Here is an 18391-nt window from a genome sequence, read left to right as displayed (position 1 = left end):
GGCAGCGTGATGAAGCGGCCATGCGCGAGACCTGCGACTTCGACAACGAATCGATACCGAGGGTCTTGACCAGCTTGTCCATCCGGCGGGTCGAGACCCCGGCCAGGTAGCAGTCCGCCACCACGGTGATCAGCGCCGATTCGGCGCGTTTGCGCCGTTCGAGAAGCCATTCGGGGAAGTAGGACCCCTGACGCAGCTTGGCGACGGCGACGTCGATCGTGCCCACCCGGGTGTCAAGGGGTCGGTGGCGGTAGCCGTTTGCGGTAGTTGGTGCGCTGGTCTGAGCGGTGACCCCATTCGGCGCCGCACACGGCGTCAGCATCGACGGACAGCAGGGCGTTGATCATGGTCTGCAGCAGCTCACGCATCAGATCCGGTGATGCGTCGGCGAGGGCTTGGCTAAGCAGGCCTGCAGGGTCGACAATATGGGGTGCGGTCATCGTGATGGCTCCTCGAGGATTCTGTGGAAGGTTGACTCGAAGGATCACACGGTGACCGCTTCCATGCCGACAGCCACACGCTGCCGACCACGGTCCTGGTCACCGAGTTACACCACTCTATGGGGCACTACTTTCCCCGATGCGCCGTCCGGTGACGTTGTTGCCCAAATCCATCTTACTACTGGGGGTTCCCGCGCCGCCGCTGTCAGCTTCGTGGGCATCGCCAATGGCCTCGGCGAACCCACTGTTCGAGCGTTTGGTTACCAGCGCCTGCCACGTACAGTGGCGCATTGCGTCGTTTTCGTCATCCACTCCGGAGAACTTGCCGTTCGGGTTCTGCTTAGTCTTCAGGGGGAATTCTCGATTTGCCGCAGTGTAGGAGTCGTCCCTAGCCGACGCCGAACGAGTGCAATCGATCGGATTGGCTGCGCACACGACGTCTTGTGACGGTCCAGGCGATAGTCCGTCATAGCCTTCACCGGCGTCGTCGTCGGTCTTGGGATCGTCGACGCACTTCTCAGACGTGGCGCCTCCGGGGTTGGTCATCTCCTGCTGAGACGACTGGCCCTCGGGGCAGTCCAAGGAGGCTGGGACGCGGCCCGCGAAGTCGGCCGGGGGCGCGACCGGCGTGGGGCCGACACTGGGGAGCGGTGCGCGTCGGGGCTGATCTCTCCGCGGCACCTCCACGATTGGCGTGTCTCCGGGCGGTGGGATGTCGGTCGGCGCGTGCGCACCGACATTTGGACCACTCGAATCGGGGGTGGTGGTGTCGGTGGGGATGCCCGGGGCGGTGACCGACGGGGGCGGTGTCGAGGACGTGGAGGGCCCAGGATCGACGCACACATACGGCACCGGGGGTGGGGGTGCCTGATCGGCCGGTTTGCCATTGGAGGCGGCCCATGTTTGCGCCCAAGCGCTGTTGTAGGTGGCGGTCTCACGAGCACACCGTTCTGCTGGCGTTTCCGCACTGGCGGGCGCGGTGCCAATCACCACGAGCACGGACACCGCAGTGATACCCCCGCGAGCAGCGCGCCCAGGACCGGAATCCGGGTTCGCCACACCCCCCACCAAGCGCAGCTTCCGCACCGTGTGAGATGTCGACGAATTGGACGACATCACAGCCACATCCGCGCCGAGTAGAGGCTGAGGGTGTCATCCGCAGTCGCCGTGGAGACTGAGGCCGGATTGGGCACATCGCCCCAACCGCGGTCCCGATTCCGGTGAGCCGCTTCTTCCTGCGGCGCTGGGGAACTCGCAGCCCCTCCTCGCGCCACAGGCGGCGGATGCGTTTGTTGTTGACCGTGAAGCCCGCTGTGCGCGCGGCGATCGCGGCGCGTCGCCAGCCCCCAGCGGGGCCGGTCGGTGGAAAACCCACGTAGCCAGGACCGCAGCTCGGCTTCCTCCGCGGTGATCGGCGCTGGGTGCAGTCGCATCGTGGAGCGGTGGATGCCCACCACAGCACATGCTCGCCGCTCAGATACCCCGAACCGCTCACGCAGCATCGTCACGGCGCTGCGTTTGCGGTTCTGGGGTCAGAAGTTTCCCGACGAAATCTCCTTGAGCATGTCGATATCGAGGGCCTGGTTGGCGACCAACTTCTTGAGCCGAGCGTTCTCAGCTTCGAGTTCTTTGAGGCGTTTGACGTCATTGGCCTTCATGCCCCCGTACTGGGCCACCCAGCGATGCCAGGTCGACTCTGTGACCTCCAGATGCCGGCACACCTCAGCCAACTCCTGCCCGGTCCCGAGGAGCTTGTTGCCCTCGGCCAGCTTGCGGATGATCTGATCCGGCGTATGCCGCCGACGCTTGCTACCTGCCATGTCGTCGTCGATTCTTCCTGCCCAAACACTCGGGCAACAGAGTCGCACAACAACTGGACCACTACGAAGGGCCCACCTCAATGCGCCCGGACCGTCGATGATGCGGGGTGCACATCACCGACGGCCCGGACCCCGGCAGCAAGCCCGTCGAAGCCTCCGTGTCTACGGGAGCCGCGGCGGGTTGCCGAGTTCTTGGTTGATCAACAGGGCCAGGTTGTTGCCCACCAGGTTGACGAAGGCGCGCCAGGTCTTCGGGTCGAGGGACATCGAGCCCTGGTCGGCGGTGGTGCAACCGACTCCGGTGGGCTTGCCGTCGAGGCGGTCACGCATCCACACGATCGCCGGCGCGAATCCCTCGATGGCCAGCGAGACGTGCTCGCTGAAGTGGTCGCGGACGTAGCGCACGCTCGCGTCGGGGTCCGCGCAGTAGGTGCGCACCAGCTCGTTCACCGGGCCCACCGGCGCGACCCAGTCCGGGTTGGACTGGTAGACGAACATCGGGAAGTCCGGAACGTTCGCTCCCATCTTCAACTGCCCCAACACCTTTCGAGGAGTCGGGTAGTCGAGCGGATCACCGGGGAGGTTCACCAGTCCCTTGATGTTCAGGAACGGCGCCAGGGCGGACTGGTAGGTCAGGCACAGTGGATTCTTGCTCGCCAGCAACGCCTTTCCGAGCGGGTTCAGGTGGCGCTGCAGGAAACGCTCGAGTTCCGGGTACTCGCGGCTGACCCCGATGATACCCGCCAGGATGAGGCCCGACGCGGCGTTGTTGTTCGCCAGGTCGACCATCGCCCGGATGTCGGCGGGCACACCGCCTTCCGCGGCACCGACGATCGGGAGCTCCGGGGCGTACGACTCGTGGAGTTCGGCGGCCCAGCCCGTCGCGATCGCGCCGCCGGAGTAGCCCATCAGGCCGACGCGGAGATCCCTCTTCAGTCCGAGGGGGGAGAAGTAGCGTGCGCCGCGGATGGCGTCGAGGGTGATGCGTCCGGCGAGCGGCCCTGCGGCGAAGGCGGATTCGGGGCCCTGGTGGTCGGGGATGACCACCGACCAGCCCGCGCCGACGAGCGAGGTGATCTGCAGGACCTCGTACGCCGAGTCCACTGATCCGGTGAGCGCGCCCGGGATCGACGCCTGCTGCAACGCATACGACGGCGCACAGTAGAGCGCGGTCGAATCCTCCGCCGACTGCCACGACACCAGCTTCGACGGGCCCGGCTTCGCCGGCCCCTTCGGCTTGAGGACGGTGGCCACGGCCGGGATCGGCTCGCCGCGGGTGTTGGTGGACCGGAACGAGATCTGCCACGCGTCGACGTTGATCGGGATCACCGACAACGCCGCGAGATGGACCCGCCGCGCCGCGATCAGCTCGCCGGGCGCCTTGTCGACGTACGTCGCCGGTGACGGCAGGTAGAAGTCCCGGTCGAACTCCGGGATCGCCGGCGGCACGGGGAACGGGAGAGCGGGTGCCACCGGTACCGCCGCTGCGGTCCCCGAGCCGAGCGCGGCACCGATCACCGTTGTCAGCGCGATCGCCGCGGCCGTCAGCCGCGCCCTCATCGTCGTCCTCCCCATGCTGCCCCCTCGAGAAATAGTGAGACGCCTGTGTCTCACACTCCGGGCGAAGATACACGGGTGTGGGGCAGCACACAATGGAGCGCGGCGGATTCGCCGGTCGCTACAGGTCGGCGAAGGACACCAGGATGTCGGAGAGCAGCGCCACGACCTCGGCGATGGGCGCCGGGTCCGTCGACACGCTCCAGCGATGGACGAGGCTGGTCAGGGCCCCCACGAAGGCGATCGCGAGGTGTCGTCGGCGATCGTCGCGGGGGAGGCCGGCGAAGTCCGCCATGGCCGCGACGAAGAACTCGACCCACTCCTCGCGACCGTCGAGCCGATGCTGCTCGACACGCGGGCTCACGCCCACGATCTGGACGAAGGACACCTCGGCGCGTCGCGGGTCGGTGCCCACCGACTCCATGTACGCCCTCATCGCCGCCGTCGCGAGTTCGCGACGGTCGCGGGTCCCGGCCGTGGCCAGGGCGTCGACGACGGCGTCGCGGGCGGCGTGCTGGATCTCGTCGTACAGCGCGACGAGCAGGTCCTCGCGGTCGCTGAACAGTTCGTAGAACTGTCGGCGGGAGAGTCCTGCGGTGCGGCAGATCGACGTCACCGACGACTTCGCATAGCCCGTGCTGCTGAACTCGGCCAGCGCGGCGTCGAGGAAGCGGCGCCGGCGCTCGGCGGCGCGGTCGCTCACCGGACGTCCCGCGTAGGTCCGTTCGGCCGTCATCGGTGCACCGGGGTCGTCGTGGGCCCGGTCAGTCGAGCCTGGTCGCGCGCAGCTCGTGGCCCTTCGACGTCAGGCAGCGTCCCGAGGCGAGATCCCACTGCCAGCCGTGCAGGTTGCAGGTCAGCTTCTCGTCCTCGATGACGCCGAACTTGTCGAGGTCGGCCTTGAGGTGCGGGCAGCGGCGCTGGATCTCCCAGCCGTCCTTGACGATCGAGGCCGAGTCGTCGTGGGCCTCGGCGAACCAGCCGTCGGCGTAGGCGATGCGCTCGTCGGTCAGGCACTTGAAGAAGGTGTACAGGAACTCGTTGTAGCCGCCGATGCGCCACGTCGTGAAGCGCGTGGACAGGAAGATCGTGTTGACCCAGTCCGGCTCGTTGTCGCGCAGCACGGTGCGGACGAGTTCGGTCGCGATGCGGAAACCGTAGCGGTACTTGCCCTCTCCCCCCTTGGGTTCCCGCACGATGCGGTTGGGGAAGTCGAGGACCACGGTCTCGGTCTGCTCGTTGGCCGGGCCGCCGCCGGGTGTCATCACCAGGCCGACCGGGTAGCCGATGCCGTCGCAGATCAGATCCGACTGCGCCATGATCGGCTCGAACAGCTCCTTGAGCTGCGGCAGCAGCGGCTCGCCCTCGGCCGGTGCCCAGGTCGCCTTCTCGGCGGCGATGACCGGGGCGAACTTCTCCTTCATGCGCTCGAGATATGCCCGCTTGTTCTCCCCGAACACCTCTTCCGGAGGGAACGGGTGGCTGACCCCGTCGAGCGTGGAGCCGGTGAACTCGGCGACCGAGCCGGAGATCATCATCAACCCGCGATGCTTCTCGCCGTCGTCGGTGCCGTGGATGCGCATCTGCTCCAGGAACGTCGCCTGGTCGGGGAAGATCGACGTCTCGTCGGCGTTGTCGCACGATCCGAAGTCGTTGAGCGCGAACAGATCCTCGTCGAGGAACATCGGCGGGCCGGCCGACGGTACGACCCAGGTGGCGTCGACCTGCTCGATGTAGGAGCGGGCCCGGTCCATGCCGCGCTGTCGTTTCTGGGCGGCGAAGTTCGCCTTCGACTTGCGCGGGATGTCGTAGACCATCGGGTACCAGATGGCGCCCGAGTACTGCAGCATGTGCACGTCGACGTGCCCGAAGTTCTCCTTCACGACGTCGAGGTCGATCGGGCGGGCGTCGTTCATGTTGAACGCGACCGTCTCACCGTCGTCGACGACGAGGGCGCTGTCGCCGAGCGGACCGTCGGCCGGGGCGCGCAGCGCGATGATCATGATGTCGAGCGAGCCCTTCTCGTTCGACACCGTCGTCTTCACCGAGTCGGTGGTCTCGACGAACTTGGTGAAGCCGAGCTTCTCCAGTTCGCGGCGCAGATCCGGCACCGGGTAGTCCGGCAGCAGCACGGTCGCGTCCTTGTTGACGTTGTCGCGCAGGTTCCGCTCGTCGAAGTGATCGAGGTGCAGGTGCGACACGTACAGGTAGTCGCAGTCACCGAGCTTCTTCCAGTCCAGCTCGGAGTTGTCCGGGAACGGCACCCACGAGGCGAAGTAGGTCGGGTTGACCCACGGGTCGCAGAGGATCGATCCGGCGGTCGTCTGAATGTGGAAACCGGCATGACCGATGCTGGTGATCTGCACGAAGAGGGCCTTTCATCGTTGCGCGGGGCTACGCGGCACAGCACTACAGTCCTCCAATGTATCGACCCGCCCGCACCGCCCGCGTGGGCCTTGAGTCCTGCGCCGCGTGCGGGTGACCGGTCTCACCATCGGCCGGATCATCTCGGAGCTCCGCAGTGGCCGCGAACATCGCCTGATTCACGTGAATCATCCGATCCGGGCGGACGGCGCGCACGGGATGCGACGATGAGCACATGAGTTCGGCCAGGCTGTGGCGCGGGCAGACCCTCGCCGATCGCTCGACGGACCGGCGCGAGCAACTGCTCGCCGCCGCCGAGCGCCTGCTGGGGGGCCGGCGGGACGAGCGCGGTCACCATGCGCGCGGTGGTGCGGGAGGCAGGCCTCAGCCCGCGGTACTTTTACGAGAGCTTCTCCTCGACCGAAGAAGTCGTCACGGCGGTCTACGACCGGGTGACCGCCCAGCTGCTCGACCGGATCGCGGCGGTCGACCGGCCGGCCGACCCGCGGCGCAGTGCCCGTGCACTGCTCGACGCCATCCGGGGGTTCTTCGCCGACGACCCCGGTCGGGCCCGAATCCTGCTGCGCGAGCCCCTGGCCGACGACGTGCTGCGCGCGCACCGCGCCGCCACCGTCCCCGCCTTCGTCGAGGCCGTCCTCGCGATGGTGGCCGAGGGGAGCTCCTACACCCCCGAGCGGCTGGCCGTGATGTCCTCGGCGCTGACCGGCGCGCTGGTGGCGCTCTACGTCGACCACATCGACGGCCGGCTGGCCCTCCCGCCGGACGAGCTCGCCGACGCCGCCGTCGACCTCGTGTTCGCCGTCACCGGGATGGGCGGGCCCGACACCGGTCGTCGCGGCGCCCGGCATGACTAAGTGTAGGAGGGCAGGACGTTGGTGACGCCTGCCTGGAGTCGCGTCGCTGGCGGTCGACCTCCAGCGGTGCTGTGGGGTCGGTGGTAGTTGTAGTGGATGTTCCACACGGCGATGGCCGCTGATCGGGCGTCTTCGCTGGTGAACTCTCGGGCGTAGAGGAGTTCTTCGGCCAGGATGCGCTGGTAGCGCTCGACCTTGCCGTTGTGTCGTGGGGTGTAGGGCCTGGTCTTCTGGTGGCGCGTGGCTTGGCCGACCACTCGTGCGAAGTCGCCTGATCGGTAGCAGGCGCCGTTGTCCGTGACGATGCGGTGGATGTGGCTGATGCCGTGTGAGGCGAACCAGACCTTGGCTCGGGCGAGGAAGGCTGCGGCCGTCTGTCCCTTCTCGTCGGTGAGCGGTTCGGTGTAGGCGAGCCGGGAGAATCCGTCGATCGCCGAGTGCAGGTAGGTGTAGCCCGCTCTGGCGCCTGCGGTCTTGGCCCGGTCAACGGCGCGCTTCTGCTGGCTATCACGGCCGTGAATCCGCCACCCGCCACCGTCGGGGATTCGGCCGACCTTCTTGACGTCGAGGTGGATCATGTGGCCGGGCCAGCGGGCGGTGATCTTGCCCGGTTGGCGGTTGGAATCACCGTTGGGGTCGAGGAACCGTCGATGGTTGAGTCCGAGGTGTCCAAGGTGTCGTGTGACGGTACGGCGGTTGAGCCGGATGCCCTGATCGGCCAGCTCGTGAGTGATCCGCTGCCCTGACCACTTGTTCTCGCGCCGCCAAGTCTCGATCTGGGCAACTACCGCCGCCGGGGTCGCGGTGGGGCTGTGTTGGGGTGTCGAGGATCGGTCGAGCAGGCCGAGCTCACCGTGCCGCCGCCACCTGTTGACCCACTTGCTCGCGCAGGCACGGGAGATGCCCATCTCAGCCGCGACGTGGGCGATGGGTCTGGTGCGGCATCGCTCGATGAGCCGACGGCGCCCTTCGACCGTCAGAGGTGCATTCTTGTGCGTCACTGGGCGGAGCCGGGCGCGGACGCTCGGCGTGCGGTGTCGCGGTTGTTGATGGCCTGGTGAACCTCGTGGATGGCCGTGCGGATGGTGTTGCCGTAGGCATCGTCGGGCAGTGCAGAGGTGTGCTGCTCGGCGTTGCTGATGTGCTCGGCGGCGGCTTCGTACGCGCCCAGGCGGCGGAGGTTGTCGGCGATGTTGAGGTAGAGGCTGGGGCGGAACCCGGCGACGTGGAGGCTTCCGTGGTGTTGCTGGGCGCGTTCATCGGTGAGGCTGTCGGCGGCGTCCAGGGCGCGGACGTCCCAGATGAGCGCCTCTGCGGGGTCTTGGCAGAGGTCGGCCAGGTAGTGAGCGAGTGTGCAGCGGTGGAACGGGTCGCCCGCGACCCCGATCTGTTGCCAGATGGCGAGCAGGTCGCTCCGAGCGGACTCGATGTCACCCTCGCGTCCGAGGACCACGGCTTTGCCGATCGCCTCAAGCGTGGGATCGGGCGTGGTGGCAGTTTCGGTCATGGGATTGTGTCAGTCCTTGTCATCTTCGGTGGGCGGAGGAGGGCTTCGAGCCGTCGTTGAGGGCGTGTGGGTCGTCCGTCAGGAGGGACCGGTTCGGCAGGGCATGACGAGCGTGGTCAGGTCGCCTTCGTCGGCTGACCGGACGGTCGCTGGCTGGTCGGGTCCGCGGAGGTCGAGCATCAAGTCGCTGCCGAGTGCGTGGCTCAACGCGGGATACAACGTGGTCAGCTCGAACCAGAGCGTTAGATCGGAACCCGTCGCGGTCCCGTTGAGAGCCACAACGGCGTCGGGCACCAGGAGACTCGGCTGGCCGTCCGCGACCCGCAGACCGATCTTCTCCGGCGCTCGTTCTAGCGCTTTGAGGATCTGCTGCGTCTCGATCGTGACGCGATGCGTCACCGCGGGCAGTGACCCGATCAGAAGCTTGTAATCAGGGAAGACCTCGGTCAGTAGGCGGCAGGGGGTCGCGGTGCCGTCGGCCGTGCGGAGGTTCAGGGTTCGTTCGCCCGCTTCCAGCGTCACGGTGGGGCTTCGCCGGAGCCGCGATGTGGCGGCCTGGAGGTCGTCTCCGGCCAGGGTCCCTGCCCACGAAGCGGCCGACGGCTGGCTGGGCACCAGCGTCCGCGTGGCGAGGCGGTAACGATCGGTCGCGGTCAGCGCGATGGCGTCGGGATCTGCTTCCAGGCGCACCCCGGCCAGAACCGGGATCTCGGGGTCGTGAGTTGTGGTGGCCAGGACCTGATCGACAGCCGCCGCGAGGACCGGACCCGGCAGAACACACAGGGTGATGCAAGCGCCCTCGCTGAGGGACGCCTTGAGGGTCGCAGCGGCCTGCTGAATCCCACTGGCCTCTGCGGAGACCTTGGCCACCTGGTCGTCGATGAGCCGCACAGCCTCCGCGGCGCTGGCGGAGAAGAACCGGCTAATCGTGGGCAGCGGCATCCCGATCTCGCGCAACTGACGCAACTGCGAGGCAGGCACCAACTGCGACTGGCTGTAGAACCGGTATCCCGTCAGCGGGTCGACCTGCTCGGGACGAAGCAAGCCGGCATCGTCATAGAACCGCAACGCGCTCGCAGTCAGCCCGGCGACCTTGGCGAACGCGCCTATAGACATCAACTCTGGGTCAGCCACCAGAACATCGTCCACCTTCAACCAACTCGAAGGTCAACCCCGGCGCGAGCCGTCAACAACGTCTCGCCCCGCAACAGCTAGTCCTACACCTGCCGAGCGACACGACGCCGGGTAATATGCGGCGACGTAGACATTGAGCAAAATCTGCGTGCCCGTGGTGCCGGCTCCGGCAATGAGTACTAGTAGGTACGCGACAGCGGTGGCTGGCGCGGTAGCAAGTCCTAAGAGTGCGATACCGGCGGCGAAAAAGCCTATTGCTGTGACTGGTTGGATGCCGAACCGATCGGCGAGCCATCCTCCCCCAAGGGTGCCGATGAGCGCGCCCACGTTGAGGGTCAACAGGAAGGACAGGGCTGCGGCCAGCGGATACCCAGCTCCCTGCATGAGCTTGGGTAGCCACGTGGCCACGCCGAACACCAACAGCAGGCATAGTGCCATCGCGCCCCAGAACCCCAGGGTGGTGCGTACGCCACCTGCGCGGAACACTTCGCTCACACCTATACGCCGGGTCCGCATACTGTCTCGTTCGGTGGACCCTGAAGCTGCGCGACGGGGAAATGTCGACCACAGCAGCGGCAACAGCAGGAGCGCGGGAATTGCACCCGCGATGAACATTGCCCGGAAGCCGAACGCCGGCACGAGCCATAGAGACAGGACGCCGGCGAGGATTCCTCCGACACACGTGCCGGCGAAGCCGACTGTGACTGCACGGTTGCGCAGGTGTGCTGGGGTGAATTCTACGATCGCGGCTGCGGCGGTGGGCATGAGCATGCCGGCGCCTAAACCGATAGCGAATCGCCCGGCCGCGAAGAGCGGGTAGGTCGGCGCAAAGGCGCACACTGCCATGGCGATGGAGAACAACGAGACCGCAGCGAGCATCGTGTTCCGTCGTCCGAAACGATCACCGAAGGCGCCGCGGCAAACGCGCCGAACAACATTCCTATCGCGGCGATCGAGCCGAGCCATCCGATTTGCCCGGCGTGCAGACCCCATGGCTCGTAGCTGAGGAGTGAGGGCACCACCAGGCCGAACATCAAGATGTCGTAGCCTTCGAGGACCAGCGCGAACAGGCACAGTCCCGTGACCAGCCGCGCCATCATGCCGGGAACCGTTCGTCGAGCCAGCCGCCGATGTGGGCCGCCGCCAAGCTGGCTCCTGTGGGCGCTCCGGGACGAAGCGGTCCACCGAAGTGGGTGCCGGCAACCCGCCGGTGTTCCACATCGTTCGCGCCCAGCGCCGCCACCATCAATTTTGCGTCGGAAGGAAAGCAGGCAGCGTCCCCGGTAAGCTCGACGAACAGCGTCGGGACTTTCACCCCTGGCGCACAGCGCAGGAAGTCCGCGTTGGTGGTATTCGCCGACCAGGTCGACATCCAGGCCTCCGGCGTCACCAATCGGCCGAAGCCCACAAGACCATAGTTTGTCAGATCTGGTCGACGGCCGAACAATGACCCGTAGGGACGATCGTTCGGATCGATCGACAGGTCGACAAATCGCAGGTCGGCGTCGGTGCGGTAGACAGTAAGCACGCGCGGCGCGAGCGAGGCCCGTCGGTCGGCAGGGTCCAACGAGGTCTTGAATCGAGTACGGGCCTCGTCGGCGAGGGCCACCCGCGCCTTGGCCTCAGCGTCGATCCGGGTTATCCGCTCCGCCTGAGCGGTGCGGTATCGGGTGACGAACTCAGCAGGGTATGTGGATGATGTGCCCGGGGCAGCGAAGCCGTTGGCAGGTGAGAACGGGTCCAGTTCTGGGATCACCGACAGCGGGTCGGATTCGTCCGCTACCGACGGGTCGATCAGCCGCTGAAGCAACGCACCTTGGCCGGGATGTGGTGCCATGAACACAGCGGCATCCGGCAGGGGCATATCAGCCGAGGTCAGATCGACTGGTCGGCCCGAGGGTGCCTTTCGCAGCCGCTGCTCCGAGGGGAGGCCCGCCTGCTCGTGGTAGAACGCGAACAGCGTGCCCCCTCCGGAATGTCCCAGGGTGACACGGTTCTCGAAACCCTGATCGCGTAGGAACACCTGTCCGGCGGCTACGTCCAACAACGCCTGCTCGTGAATCAGGTTGAGGTCGTTGTTGGTCGACCGGGTACCCTGCGTCCAGACCGCGAACCCGCGAGCCAGCAGTTCCGGGACCAGCACATGGTGCGTGAGGTCTTGGCGCGGGTGCATCAGGCTTATCACGGTGCGGGCGCCGTTCAGGGTCCGCAGCACGCCGTGAACCTTGGCTCCGTCCACGGTTTCGATCTCGTGCACTGTGGTGATCGTGCCGGCAGGGATCTCGGCGGCGTCGATGTACCGCCCCGCGCCGAGGCGCGTCGCGGCGACAGGCGAGCTCACCTCGCCTCCAAGCGCATTGCGTCTTTGTCCCATTGGGTGATCTTCGCGTCGAGCAGGCCGGCGACGCTGCTGTACCAGACCGCGTGTCGGCACCCGGTCTCGCGACGGTCGATGACAATCGGACCGGGCGCGCTGACCTTGAAATAGGGACCCATGCGGTCGACAGTGACGGTCTCAGCGGTGGCCGCGACCTCGACGATCGGACGGTTTTCGGGCACGTCGAGTACCAAGACAGTAGTCATCGCAACGTCACCTTCTCAGCGGCGGAGTGCTGGTCGGCCTGCCACTTCTCGGCGCGCTCGACGATCAGTTCCGCTTTACGTACAAGCAGCGCATCCATCGAGGGCGCCGGGCCGGATACTACGTCGATCAGGGCATCGATGGTGATGTTCGCATCGAGGTCTTCCTGTGGGGTGACCGGTCGCATGGCCCTGGTGATCTCGATCATGTAACCATTAGGGTCGTGGGTGTAGATCGATTCGATCGTCTCATGCTGAATCTGCATCTCGACGGGCCACTCGCTGGCATCAAGACGGCGACGATACTCCATCAAGTGCTCTTCACTGTCGACGTGAATCGCGAGATGACGTGAACGGATGAACCAAATAGGCACGTCGGCAGCGAATTTCGAGTACGAATCGCCCTGCGGACCGCCTTCGAACTCTTCGAGCCCGAAGTAGTAGAAGAATGCGAGTCGGTCGTCGTTACCGATGTCGAAGAAGAAGTGGATGAAGTCCGGGTGCTGGTCGGGGCCCCAGCCTGCAGCGCAAATCGAGTGCACCACAGGGAACCCGAGGGTATCGCGATAGAAACGCACGGTTGCTGCCGGGTCGAAGGTTGGATAAGCGACGTGGTCGACGCCCTTGCCCAAATGCGGTGTATCGGACATGACGAATCTCCTTGGGTTTCTGTAGGAATCAGGCCGAAGCAACCTTGGCGTCCATGCGCAGCAGACTGCCGGCGCCGTCGATCGCGACCGGAAGGCCGAGGCTGTGCAGGATGCTGTACGCGCCGGCGGTGGCGGCCGAAAGCACGGGAAGACCGAACTCGTCCTCGGCAGGTTGCACCAGACTCAATGACGGCATTTGCACGCAGCAGCTGAGCACCAGCGCGTCCAGGCCTGTCAGGTTCAACGAGCGCGCCGCTTCCATAACGCGCTCACCGGGGATGCAACCGACTTCGTTGTTGTCGGCCACCTCGAGGGCACGCCAGTCGGCGACCTCGAAGCCCTCCGCCTCCAGGTATTCCACGACCTGCTTGGCCAGCGGCTTCATGTAGGGCATGACCAGGGCGACGCGCTTGGCGTCGAGCGCGCGCAAGCCCTCCACCAAGGCTCCCGCGCTCGAGCGGATACGCGCTTCGGAGCCGCCGGTGGCGAGCTGCTCTGCGACCGCGGATTCGACCCGCTGGTGCTCACCTGGACCGCCGACCATGATCGCAACCAGGCAGGCGTAGAGGATCACCTCGGGCGAGGCATCCGCAATCTCCAAGACGCACCGTTCCCGCTGGGCATTCATTGCCGCAAGCCCCTCCGGAGAGACGGTGTGCATACGCATTCGAGTGGAGTGGAACGAGAACTCCGCGTCGGCGTGCTCCTGAAGGATGGCCGGCATTTCGGTCTCGACGGTCACATTGCTGCTCGGTACGACGAGCCCGATCCGGTGAGTGCTCATGAGAGTCCTTTCGAGACCAACGAGTCAACTTGCGCTTACGACGATTATTCGACGTCTACGTCAATGCGTCAAGGGGCGCAGGAGACTCACATCAGAACCATGCTCTTGACTTTCTTTGCGTTAGCGCCGAATAATTGTCATCAACGTCAATCTGTGAGCCTGGTCACGAAGACATCAGCCCCAAGCAGCCCGAAGAGAGTAGGAACCCATGGCATACGTAATCGGAGTGGACGTCGGCGGTACGTTCACAGACGCCGTCCTCGACGACGGCGAAGGCATGGTTATCGCCGGAAAGGCCCCCTCGACTCCGCCCGACTATTCAGAGGGCGTCATGGACGTCCTCGAGGTGCTGGCGGAACAGCTCGATGTGTCGATCGAAGAGATGCTCGCGAACACCAATCACATCGCACACGGCACCACTTCATCACTGAACGCGCTGGTCATGAACCGGGTCCCGGACATCGGCTTTCTCACCACGAAGGGACACCGCGACTCGATTTACATCATGAACGTCGAGGGTCGGTATCTCGGCCGTGCTCCGGAGGAACTGCAGAATCCTATCGGGCAGAGCAAGTCACATGGCCTCGTACGCAAGCGTCACGCCCTCGAAGTCACCGAACGCGTCGACCGTGACGGCCGTGTAGTGGTTCCCCTCGATGAAGACGAGGTGCGCGAAGCAGTGCGCACCCTGGTGGATGACGGGATCTCCGCGATCGCCGTGTCGCTGCTGTGGTCATTCCGCAACCCGGCACACGAACAAAGGATCCGCGAGATCGCCCACGAGATCGACCCGACCCTGTTCGTGGCCATCTCAAGCGAGGTCTCACCGCGCATCCGCGAGTTCGCCCGCAACGCCACCACCATCATGAGCACTCAGATCGGTCCCGGTCTGCGCGACTACCTGGGTGAACTGGAAGGCAAGCTGCGCGAGAAGAAACTCACCGGCCCACTTCTGGTGATGCAGAGCAATGGTGGCGCCGTTGCGGCCGCGGAAGCCCCCGGCAACGCGATCTCTACCGTGGGCTCGGTGCTCACCGGCGGGGTTGTGGGAGCGGTATCCCTTGGCCAGCAATTAGGTCACAGCAATATCATCGCCACCGATGCCGGCGGCACCACCTTCCTGGCCGGCCTCATCGTCGAGGGCGAACCAGTGCGCTCTTCCACCACGATCATCAATCACCACCCCATCAATGTGCCAACCCTCGAAGTGCATGCGATCGGTTCAGGTGGCGGAGCCATCGCTTGGCTCGATGCGGGCGGCAACCTGCAAATCGGTCCCCACAGCGCCCAGGCCGTGCCCGGCCCCGCCTGTTACGGCAAGGGTGGCACCGAACCCACCAACACCGACGCCAACCTGGTACTCGGCATCATTCCCGAGCGCGGCCTGTTGGGTGGACGTCGCGCACTGGACGTGGGCCTGGCGCGAGAAGCCATTCGCACCCGAATTGCCGAACCACTCGGACTCAGCATCGAAGAGGCGGCCGCCGCCATCTACGAGGTGCAGAACGCTCAGACCGGCGACCTTCTACGGAAGACCGTCGTCGAAGCCGGCCACGACCCACGCGATTTCATCATCTACGCCTTTGGCGGTTCCGGACCCGCTCACTGCGGTCTGTACGCGCAGGAGATCGGCGTCGCGAACGTCGTCGTGCCGCTCGGCCAGGTGGCTTCGGCCTTCTCGGCGTACGGCCTCGCCTCCTCCGACATCGTGCTTGCCAAGGAAATGTCCGACCCTGCAGCGCTGCCGTTGGATCCGCAGCGCGTGCAGCGCAACTTCGAGCAGCTTGAAGAGCACGTGCGTGAAATGCTCACACGGCAGGGACTGACCTTCTCCTCGATCAAGATCGAGCGCGAGATCGATATGCGGTACACGATGCAGCTGGCCGAAGTGGCCACTCCCATCCCGAGCGGTGACCTGACCGCGGAGCACCTGGCTAAGGCCGCCGACATGTTCGAGGCCAAGTACGCCGACCTGTACGGCAAAGACAGCGGCTTCCGCGAGGCCGGTATCCAGGCCATTACCTACCGCGTGCGCGGCACTGGAGTCTTGCCGTTCTCACCGACCCTGCCCCTGATGAGCCCAGCAAACTCCGCCGACGCCTCGGAGGCGCTCACCGGCACCCGCAAGGTATGCCTCGGGGCCGCCCGCGGCTACGTGGATACCGCCATCTACGACTACACCAAGCTCCGCGCTGGGCACGTACTCCGCGGTCCTGCAGTAATCGAGGTACCCACTACCACCGTGGTCGTCCCGCATGACACCACCGGAACCATCGACAAGCTCGGCAACCTGCACATTGCCATCGACGCCTCAGACACCGTCATCCCGGCCTGATCCAGAGGAGCCCTTTCATGACCGCCCCGATCCCCGGCTCGGAGATCTTCTCCAGCCGCCCCCTCGACCCCGAGGCACTCGGCCGCGCCGTCGGCGCCACCGTCGAACTACACACCGTCACCCAGGAGCAGATCGACGCCGTCGACCCGCTCACCTACGAGGTGATTCGCCACCGCCTGTGGTCCGTCACCGACGAGATGGGCGAAGCGCTCAAGCGCATGTCCGGCTCGCCGATCGTCACCGACGCCAACGACTTCGACTTCGCCGTCAGCGACGAACTCGGCCAGGAAGTGCAGGTCGGCCTGTACAACACCATGCTCGTGGGCGCGGTGGACCTGGCCATCTACTGGACGTTGCAGCATCGCGCCGACAATCCCGGCATCGTCGACGGCGACATGTTCCTCTGCAACGACCCTTGGGTCGGCGGGGGTCTCCACCAGAGCGATGTGATCGTCTACCAGCCGATCTTCCATGGGGGCAAGCTGTTCGCGTGGACGAGCGCCATCTGCCACGAACCCGATCTCGGCGGCTCGGGCCTCGGCTCCTTCGACCCGGCCGCCAAGGACGTATTCTCCGAGTCCCTGCCGACCCCACCGATCAAGGTTGTTCGCGACCACGTGCTGCAGCGCGATGTCGCCGACGCGTGGACCAGGCGTTCGCGCGTGCCGATGCTCGTGGGCCTGGACTTGCGCGCCAAGATCGGCGCCAACACCGTCGGCCGCAACCGACTGCTCGCCGTCATCGAGCAATACGGCGCCGACACGGTCAAGGCCGTGATGAAGCGCATGATGAACGACGCCGAGTCCCGCCTGCGCACCAAGCTGACAAGCCTCCCGGATGGCACTTGGAAGGCCACTGGGTATCAAGACCAGGCGTCCGTCGGCGACCGCGGACTGCACAAGATCACTGTCGCTATGACCAAGTCCGAGGACCATCTGACCTTCGACTTCACCGGTACCGACCCGCAGACCGGCGTCATCAACTGCACCTATGCAGGCATGCGCGGCGGCGTGATGCTGGCTCTCCTACCCATCCTGGCCGGTGACATCCCCTGGTCGGCAGGCGGTCTGATGCGTTGCTTCGACCTGGTCTCGGAGGAAGGGACGATCAACAACGCGACCTTCCCCGCCGCCGTCAGCCGCGGCCCCATCGGCCCCGCCTGGCTCACCGGCAACCTGATCGCCGAGTGCCTAGCACAGATGCTCGACCAGGACATCGAACTCGGCAAGAACGTACAGGCTTCCTGCTGTGGCACCTGGGACACCGCCGTGGTCGCGGGTCTCGACGAGCGTGACGAGAAGCCCGTGCCATTCCTCAACATCATGATGGAACCGATGGCGGGCGGCTATGGCGCCCGCCCGGTGGCCGACGGCATGGACACCGGGGGACTGTTCTGCATCCCCATGGGCCGCATCCCCGATACCGAAATGACCGAGTTCCTTTATCCTCTACTCACTCTGTGGCGCCGCGAGGAACCCGACTCGGGCGGGCCCGGCCGTATGCGCGGTGGCGTAAGCGCTTCCCTGGCTGTGACCCCGTACGGATCCAGTGTCCCGATGGGCCTCGTTTTCGCCTCTGCCGGTAAGGCCGTGGCACAGAACAATGGTCTCGCCGGAGGTCTGCCCGGGAACACTGGTCTGGAGATCCTGGCGCGCGATTCCGGCGTGCAAGAACTCCTCGCGTCCGGCAAGTTGCCCGGCAACCTCGATGACCTGGATGGCACACAGGAGATCGGCGCCTGTTACGCCGAGAGTTACCTCGCACCCGGTGAGGTGCTGTACATGCACTGGCAAGGTGGTGGCGGTTACGGCGACCCGCTACGCCGCGAACCTCACGCCGTGGCCCGAGATGTGGTGAACGGCAAGGTGACCGTCGACGGTGCCCGCTCCAACTACGGTGTCGTGGTCACCGGCGGTCAAATCGATGATGCCGGCACCGCCGACCTGCGGGCGAGCATGCTCGACGAGCGTCGCGAGCGCTCGACAGTGCCAGTCTCACAGGAGGCTACGGTGGATCTGAGCCAGGCTCGCCGGATCGACGACAATCTGGCCGAGGTCACCATCGGTGAGGCACGCGTGATTGCGTGTGCGCACTGCGGTCGACTGTTGGGCGATACCAAGTCCGGCAAGCTGGCGTTGGCCCATTACGAGGGTCCGTCGAGCGCTGCAGGTCCGCAGGTCACCTCCGATCCCTCGGAGTACGTCGACACCCACGTCGTATTCCGCCAACAGTGCTGCCCCGGCTGCTGGACCGCGGTGTACTCCGGCATCGTCCCGGCCGATCACCCCGATCATGTGGGCGAGCTGACCGCCCTCCTGCCCGCGGCTCCCACCCGGTGAGTGACA

Annotated in this window: 14 protein-coding genes and 3 pseudogenes; 3 read left to right on the top strand and 14 right to left on the bottom strand. The window is 65.8% G+C overall.

Translation table 11 applies throughout. The features are described 5' to 3' along the window. Positions 1–16: 16 nt before the first annotated feature. The 6 genes and pseudogenes from E1P53_RS11565 to E1P53_RS11540 all read right to left on the bottom strand — a co-directional run. Positions 17–440: pseudogene (locus tag E1P53_RS11565) on the bottom strand (transposase); the annotation flags it as partial. Positions 441–557: 117 nt separating this feature from the next. Next, the gene (locus tag E1P53_RS11560; protein WP_131734374.1) at positions 558–986 is read right to left on the bottom strand and encodes a DUF6973 domain-containing protein; all 429 of its coding nucleotides are present in this window, start codon (positions 984–986) and stop codon (positions 558–560) included. Positions 987–1611: 625 nt separating this feature from the next. Continuing rightward, positions 1612–2260: pseudogene (locus E1P53_RS11555) on the bottom strand (transposase); the annotation flags it as partial. A 162-nt stretch (positions 2261–2422) separates the two neighbouring features. Further along, positions 2423–3820, bottom strand: coding sequence for a lipase family protein (locus E1P53_RS11550; protein ID WP_181954830.1), 1398 nt, complete (start codon positions 3818–3820; stop codon positions 2423–2425). A gap of 118 nt (positions 3821–3938) precedes the next feature. Next, positions 3939–4553, bottom strand: coding sequence for a TetR/AcrR family transcriptional regulator (locus tag E1P53_RS11545; protein ID WP_131734372.1), 615 nt, complete (start codon positions 4551–4553; stop codon positions 3939–3941). 28 nt (positions 4554–4581) lie between these two features. After that, complete coding sequence (locus E1P53_RS11540; RefSeq protein WP_131734371.1) at positions 4582–6183, bottom strand: Rieske 2Fe-2S domain-containing protein; 1602 nt, start codon at positions 6181–6183, stop codon at positions 4582–4584. 233 nt (positions 6184–6416) lie between these two features. On the opposite strand from E1P53_RS11540, the pseudogene E1P53_RS11535 reads away from it, so the two are divergent. Beyond that, positions 6417–7056 (top strand): annotated as a pseudogene (locus tag E1P53_RS11535) (TetR/AcrR family transcriptional regulator). Here the strand turns inward: E1P53_RS11535 and E1P53_RS11530 are convergent. The 8 genes from E1P53_RS11530 to E1P53_RS11495 form a co-directional block, all read right to left on the bottom strand. Beyond that, complete coding sequence (locus E1P53_RS11530) at positions 7053–8057, bottom strand: IS481 family transposase (protein WP_131734370.1); 1005 nt, start codon at positions 8055–8057, stop codon at positions 7053–7055. The pseudogene E1P53_RS11535 and the gene E1P53_RS11530 overlap by 4 nt on opposite strands. Further along, positions 8054–8563: a hypothetical protein gene (locus tag E1P53_RS11525; RefSeq protein WP_131733472.1), complete on the bottom strand. Its 510-nt coding sequence runs from the start codon at positions 8561–8563 to the stop codon at positions 8054–8056. Before E1P53_RS11525 ends, E1P53_RS11530 begins: the two co-directional genes overlap by 4 nt. Positions 8564–8641: 78 nt before the next feature. Further along, on the bottom strand, positions 8642–9697 hold the full coding sequence (locus E1P53_RS11520) for a DNA polymerase III subunit beta family protein (protein ID WP_131733473.1): 1056 nt from the start codon (positions 9695–9697) through the stop codon (positions 8642–8644). A 33-nt stretch (positions 9698–9730) separates the two neighbouring features. Next, on the bottom strand, positions 9731–10576 hold the full coding sequence (locus E1P53_RS11515) for an MFS transporter (RefSeq protein WP_165484422.1): 846 nt from the start codon (positions 10574–10576) through the stop codon (positions 9731–9733). A gap of 217 nt (positions 10577–10793) precedes the next feature. Continuing rightward, a complete protein-coding gene (locus E1P53_RS11510) occupies positions 10794–12038 on the bottom strand; it encodes an alpha/beta hydrolase (protein WP_244941164.1) in 1245 nt (414 codons plus the stop codon). Further along, positions 12035–12280 (bottom strand): hypothetical protein, encoded by a 246-nt coding sequence (locus E1P53_RS11505; RefSeq protein ID WP_131734367.1) that lies wholly within the window; start codon positions 12278–12280, stop codon positions 12035–12037. Before E1P53_RS11505 ends, E1P53_RS11510 begins: the two co-directional genes overlap by 4 nt. Further along, entirely contained in the window at positions 12277–12927 is a 651-nt protein-coding gene (locus E1P53_RS11500; RefSeq protein WP_131734366.1) for a VOC family protein, read from the bottom strand. The genes E1P53_RS11505 and E1P53_RS11500 overlap by 4 nt, the downstream gene beginning before the upstream one ends. A gap of 28 nt (positions 12928–12955) precedes the next feature. After that, a complete protein-coding gene (locus E1P53_RS11495; RefSeq protein ID WP_131734365.1) occupies positions 12956–13711 on the bottom strand; it encodes a maleate cis-trans isomerase family protein in 756 nt (251 codons plus the stop codon). Between the two features lie 208 nt (positions 13712–13919). Between E1P53_RS11495 and E1P53_RS11490 the strand changes: the two genes are divergently transcribed. Continuing rightward, complete coding sequence (locus E1P53_RS11490; RefSeq protein WP_131734364.1) at positions 13920–16046, top strand: hydantoinase/oxoprolinase family protein; 2127 nt, start codon at positions 13920–13922, stop codon at positions 16044–16046. A gap of 17 nt (positions 16047–16063) precedes the next feature. Then, complete coding sequence (locus E1P53_RS11485) at positions 16064–18385, top strand: hydantoinase B/oxoprolinase family protein (protein ID WP_131734363.1); 2322 nt, start codon at positions 16064–16066, stop codon at positions 18383–18385. Positions 18386–18391: the final 6 nt, after the last annotated feature.

Origin of the sequence: Gordonia paraffinivorans, from assembly GCF_900683595.1 — a bacterium.
Taxonomy (GTDB): domain Bacteria; phylum Actinomycetota; class Actinomycetes; order Mycobacteriales; family Mycobacteriaceae; genus Gordonia; species Gordonia paraffinivorans.
This window is presented reverse-complemented; position numbering and strand designations above follow the sequence as displayed.

Bases quoted from the DNA above. Each gene is read 5' to 3' on its own strand.
- E1P53_RS11525 (WP_131733472.1), bottom strand. From the start codon at position 8,563: ATGACCGAAACTGCCACCACGCCCGATCCCACGCTTGAGGCGATCGGC.
- E1P53_RS11550 (WP_181954830.1), bottom strand. From the start codon at position 3,820: ATGAGGGCGCGGCTGACGGCCGCGGCGATCGCGCTGACAACGGTGATC.
- E1P53_RS11515 (WP_165484422.1), bottom strand. From the start codon at position 10,576: ATGCTCGCTGCGGTCTCGTTGTTCTCCATCGCCATGGCAGTGTGCGCC.
- E1P53_RS11505 (WP_131734367.1), bottom strand. From the start codon at position 12,280: ATGACTACTGTCTTGGTACTCGACGTGCCCGAAAACCGTCCGATCGTC.
- E1P53_RS11485 (WP_131734363.1), top strand. From the start codon at position 16,064: ATGACCGCCCCGATCCCCGGCTCGGAGATCTTCTCCAGCCGCCCCCTC.
- E1P53_RS11545 (WP_131734372.1), bottom strand. From the start codon at position 4,553: ATGACGGCCGAACGGACCTACGCGGGACGTCCGGTGAGCGACCGCGCC.
- E1P53_RS11490 (WP_131734364.1), top strand. From the start codon at position 13,920: ATGGCATACGTAATCGGAGTGGACGTCGGCGGTACGTTCACAGACGCC.
- E1P53_RS11560 (WP_131734374.1), bottom strand. From the start codon at position 986: ATGACCAACCCCGGAGGCGCCACGTCTGAGAAGTGCGTCGACGATCCC.
- E1P53_RS11500 (WP_131734366.1), bottom strand. From the start codon at position 12,927: ATGTCCGATACACCGCATTTGGGCAAGGGCGTCGACCACGTCGCTTAT.
- E1P53_RS11495 (WP_131734365.1), bottom strand. From the start codon at position 13,711: ATGAGCACTCACCGGATCGGGCTCGTCGTACCGAGCAGCAATGTGACC.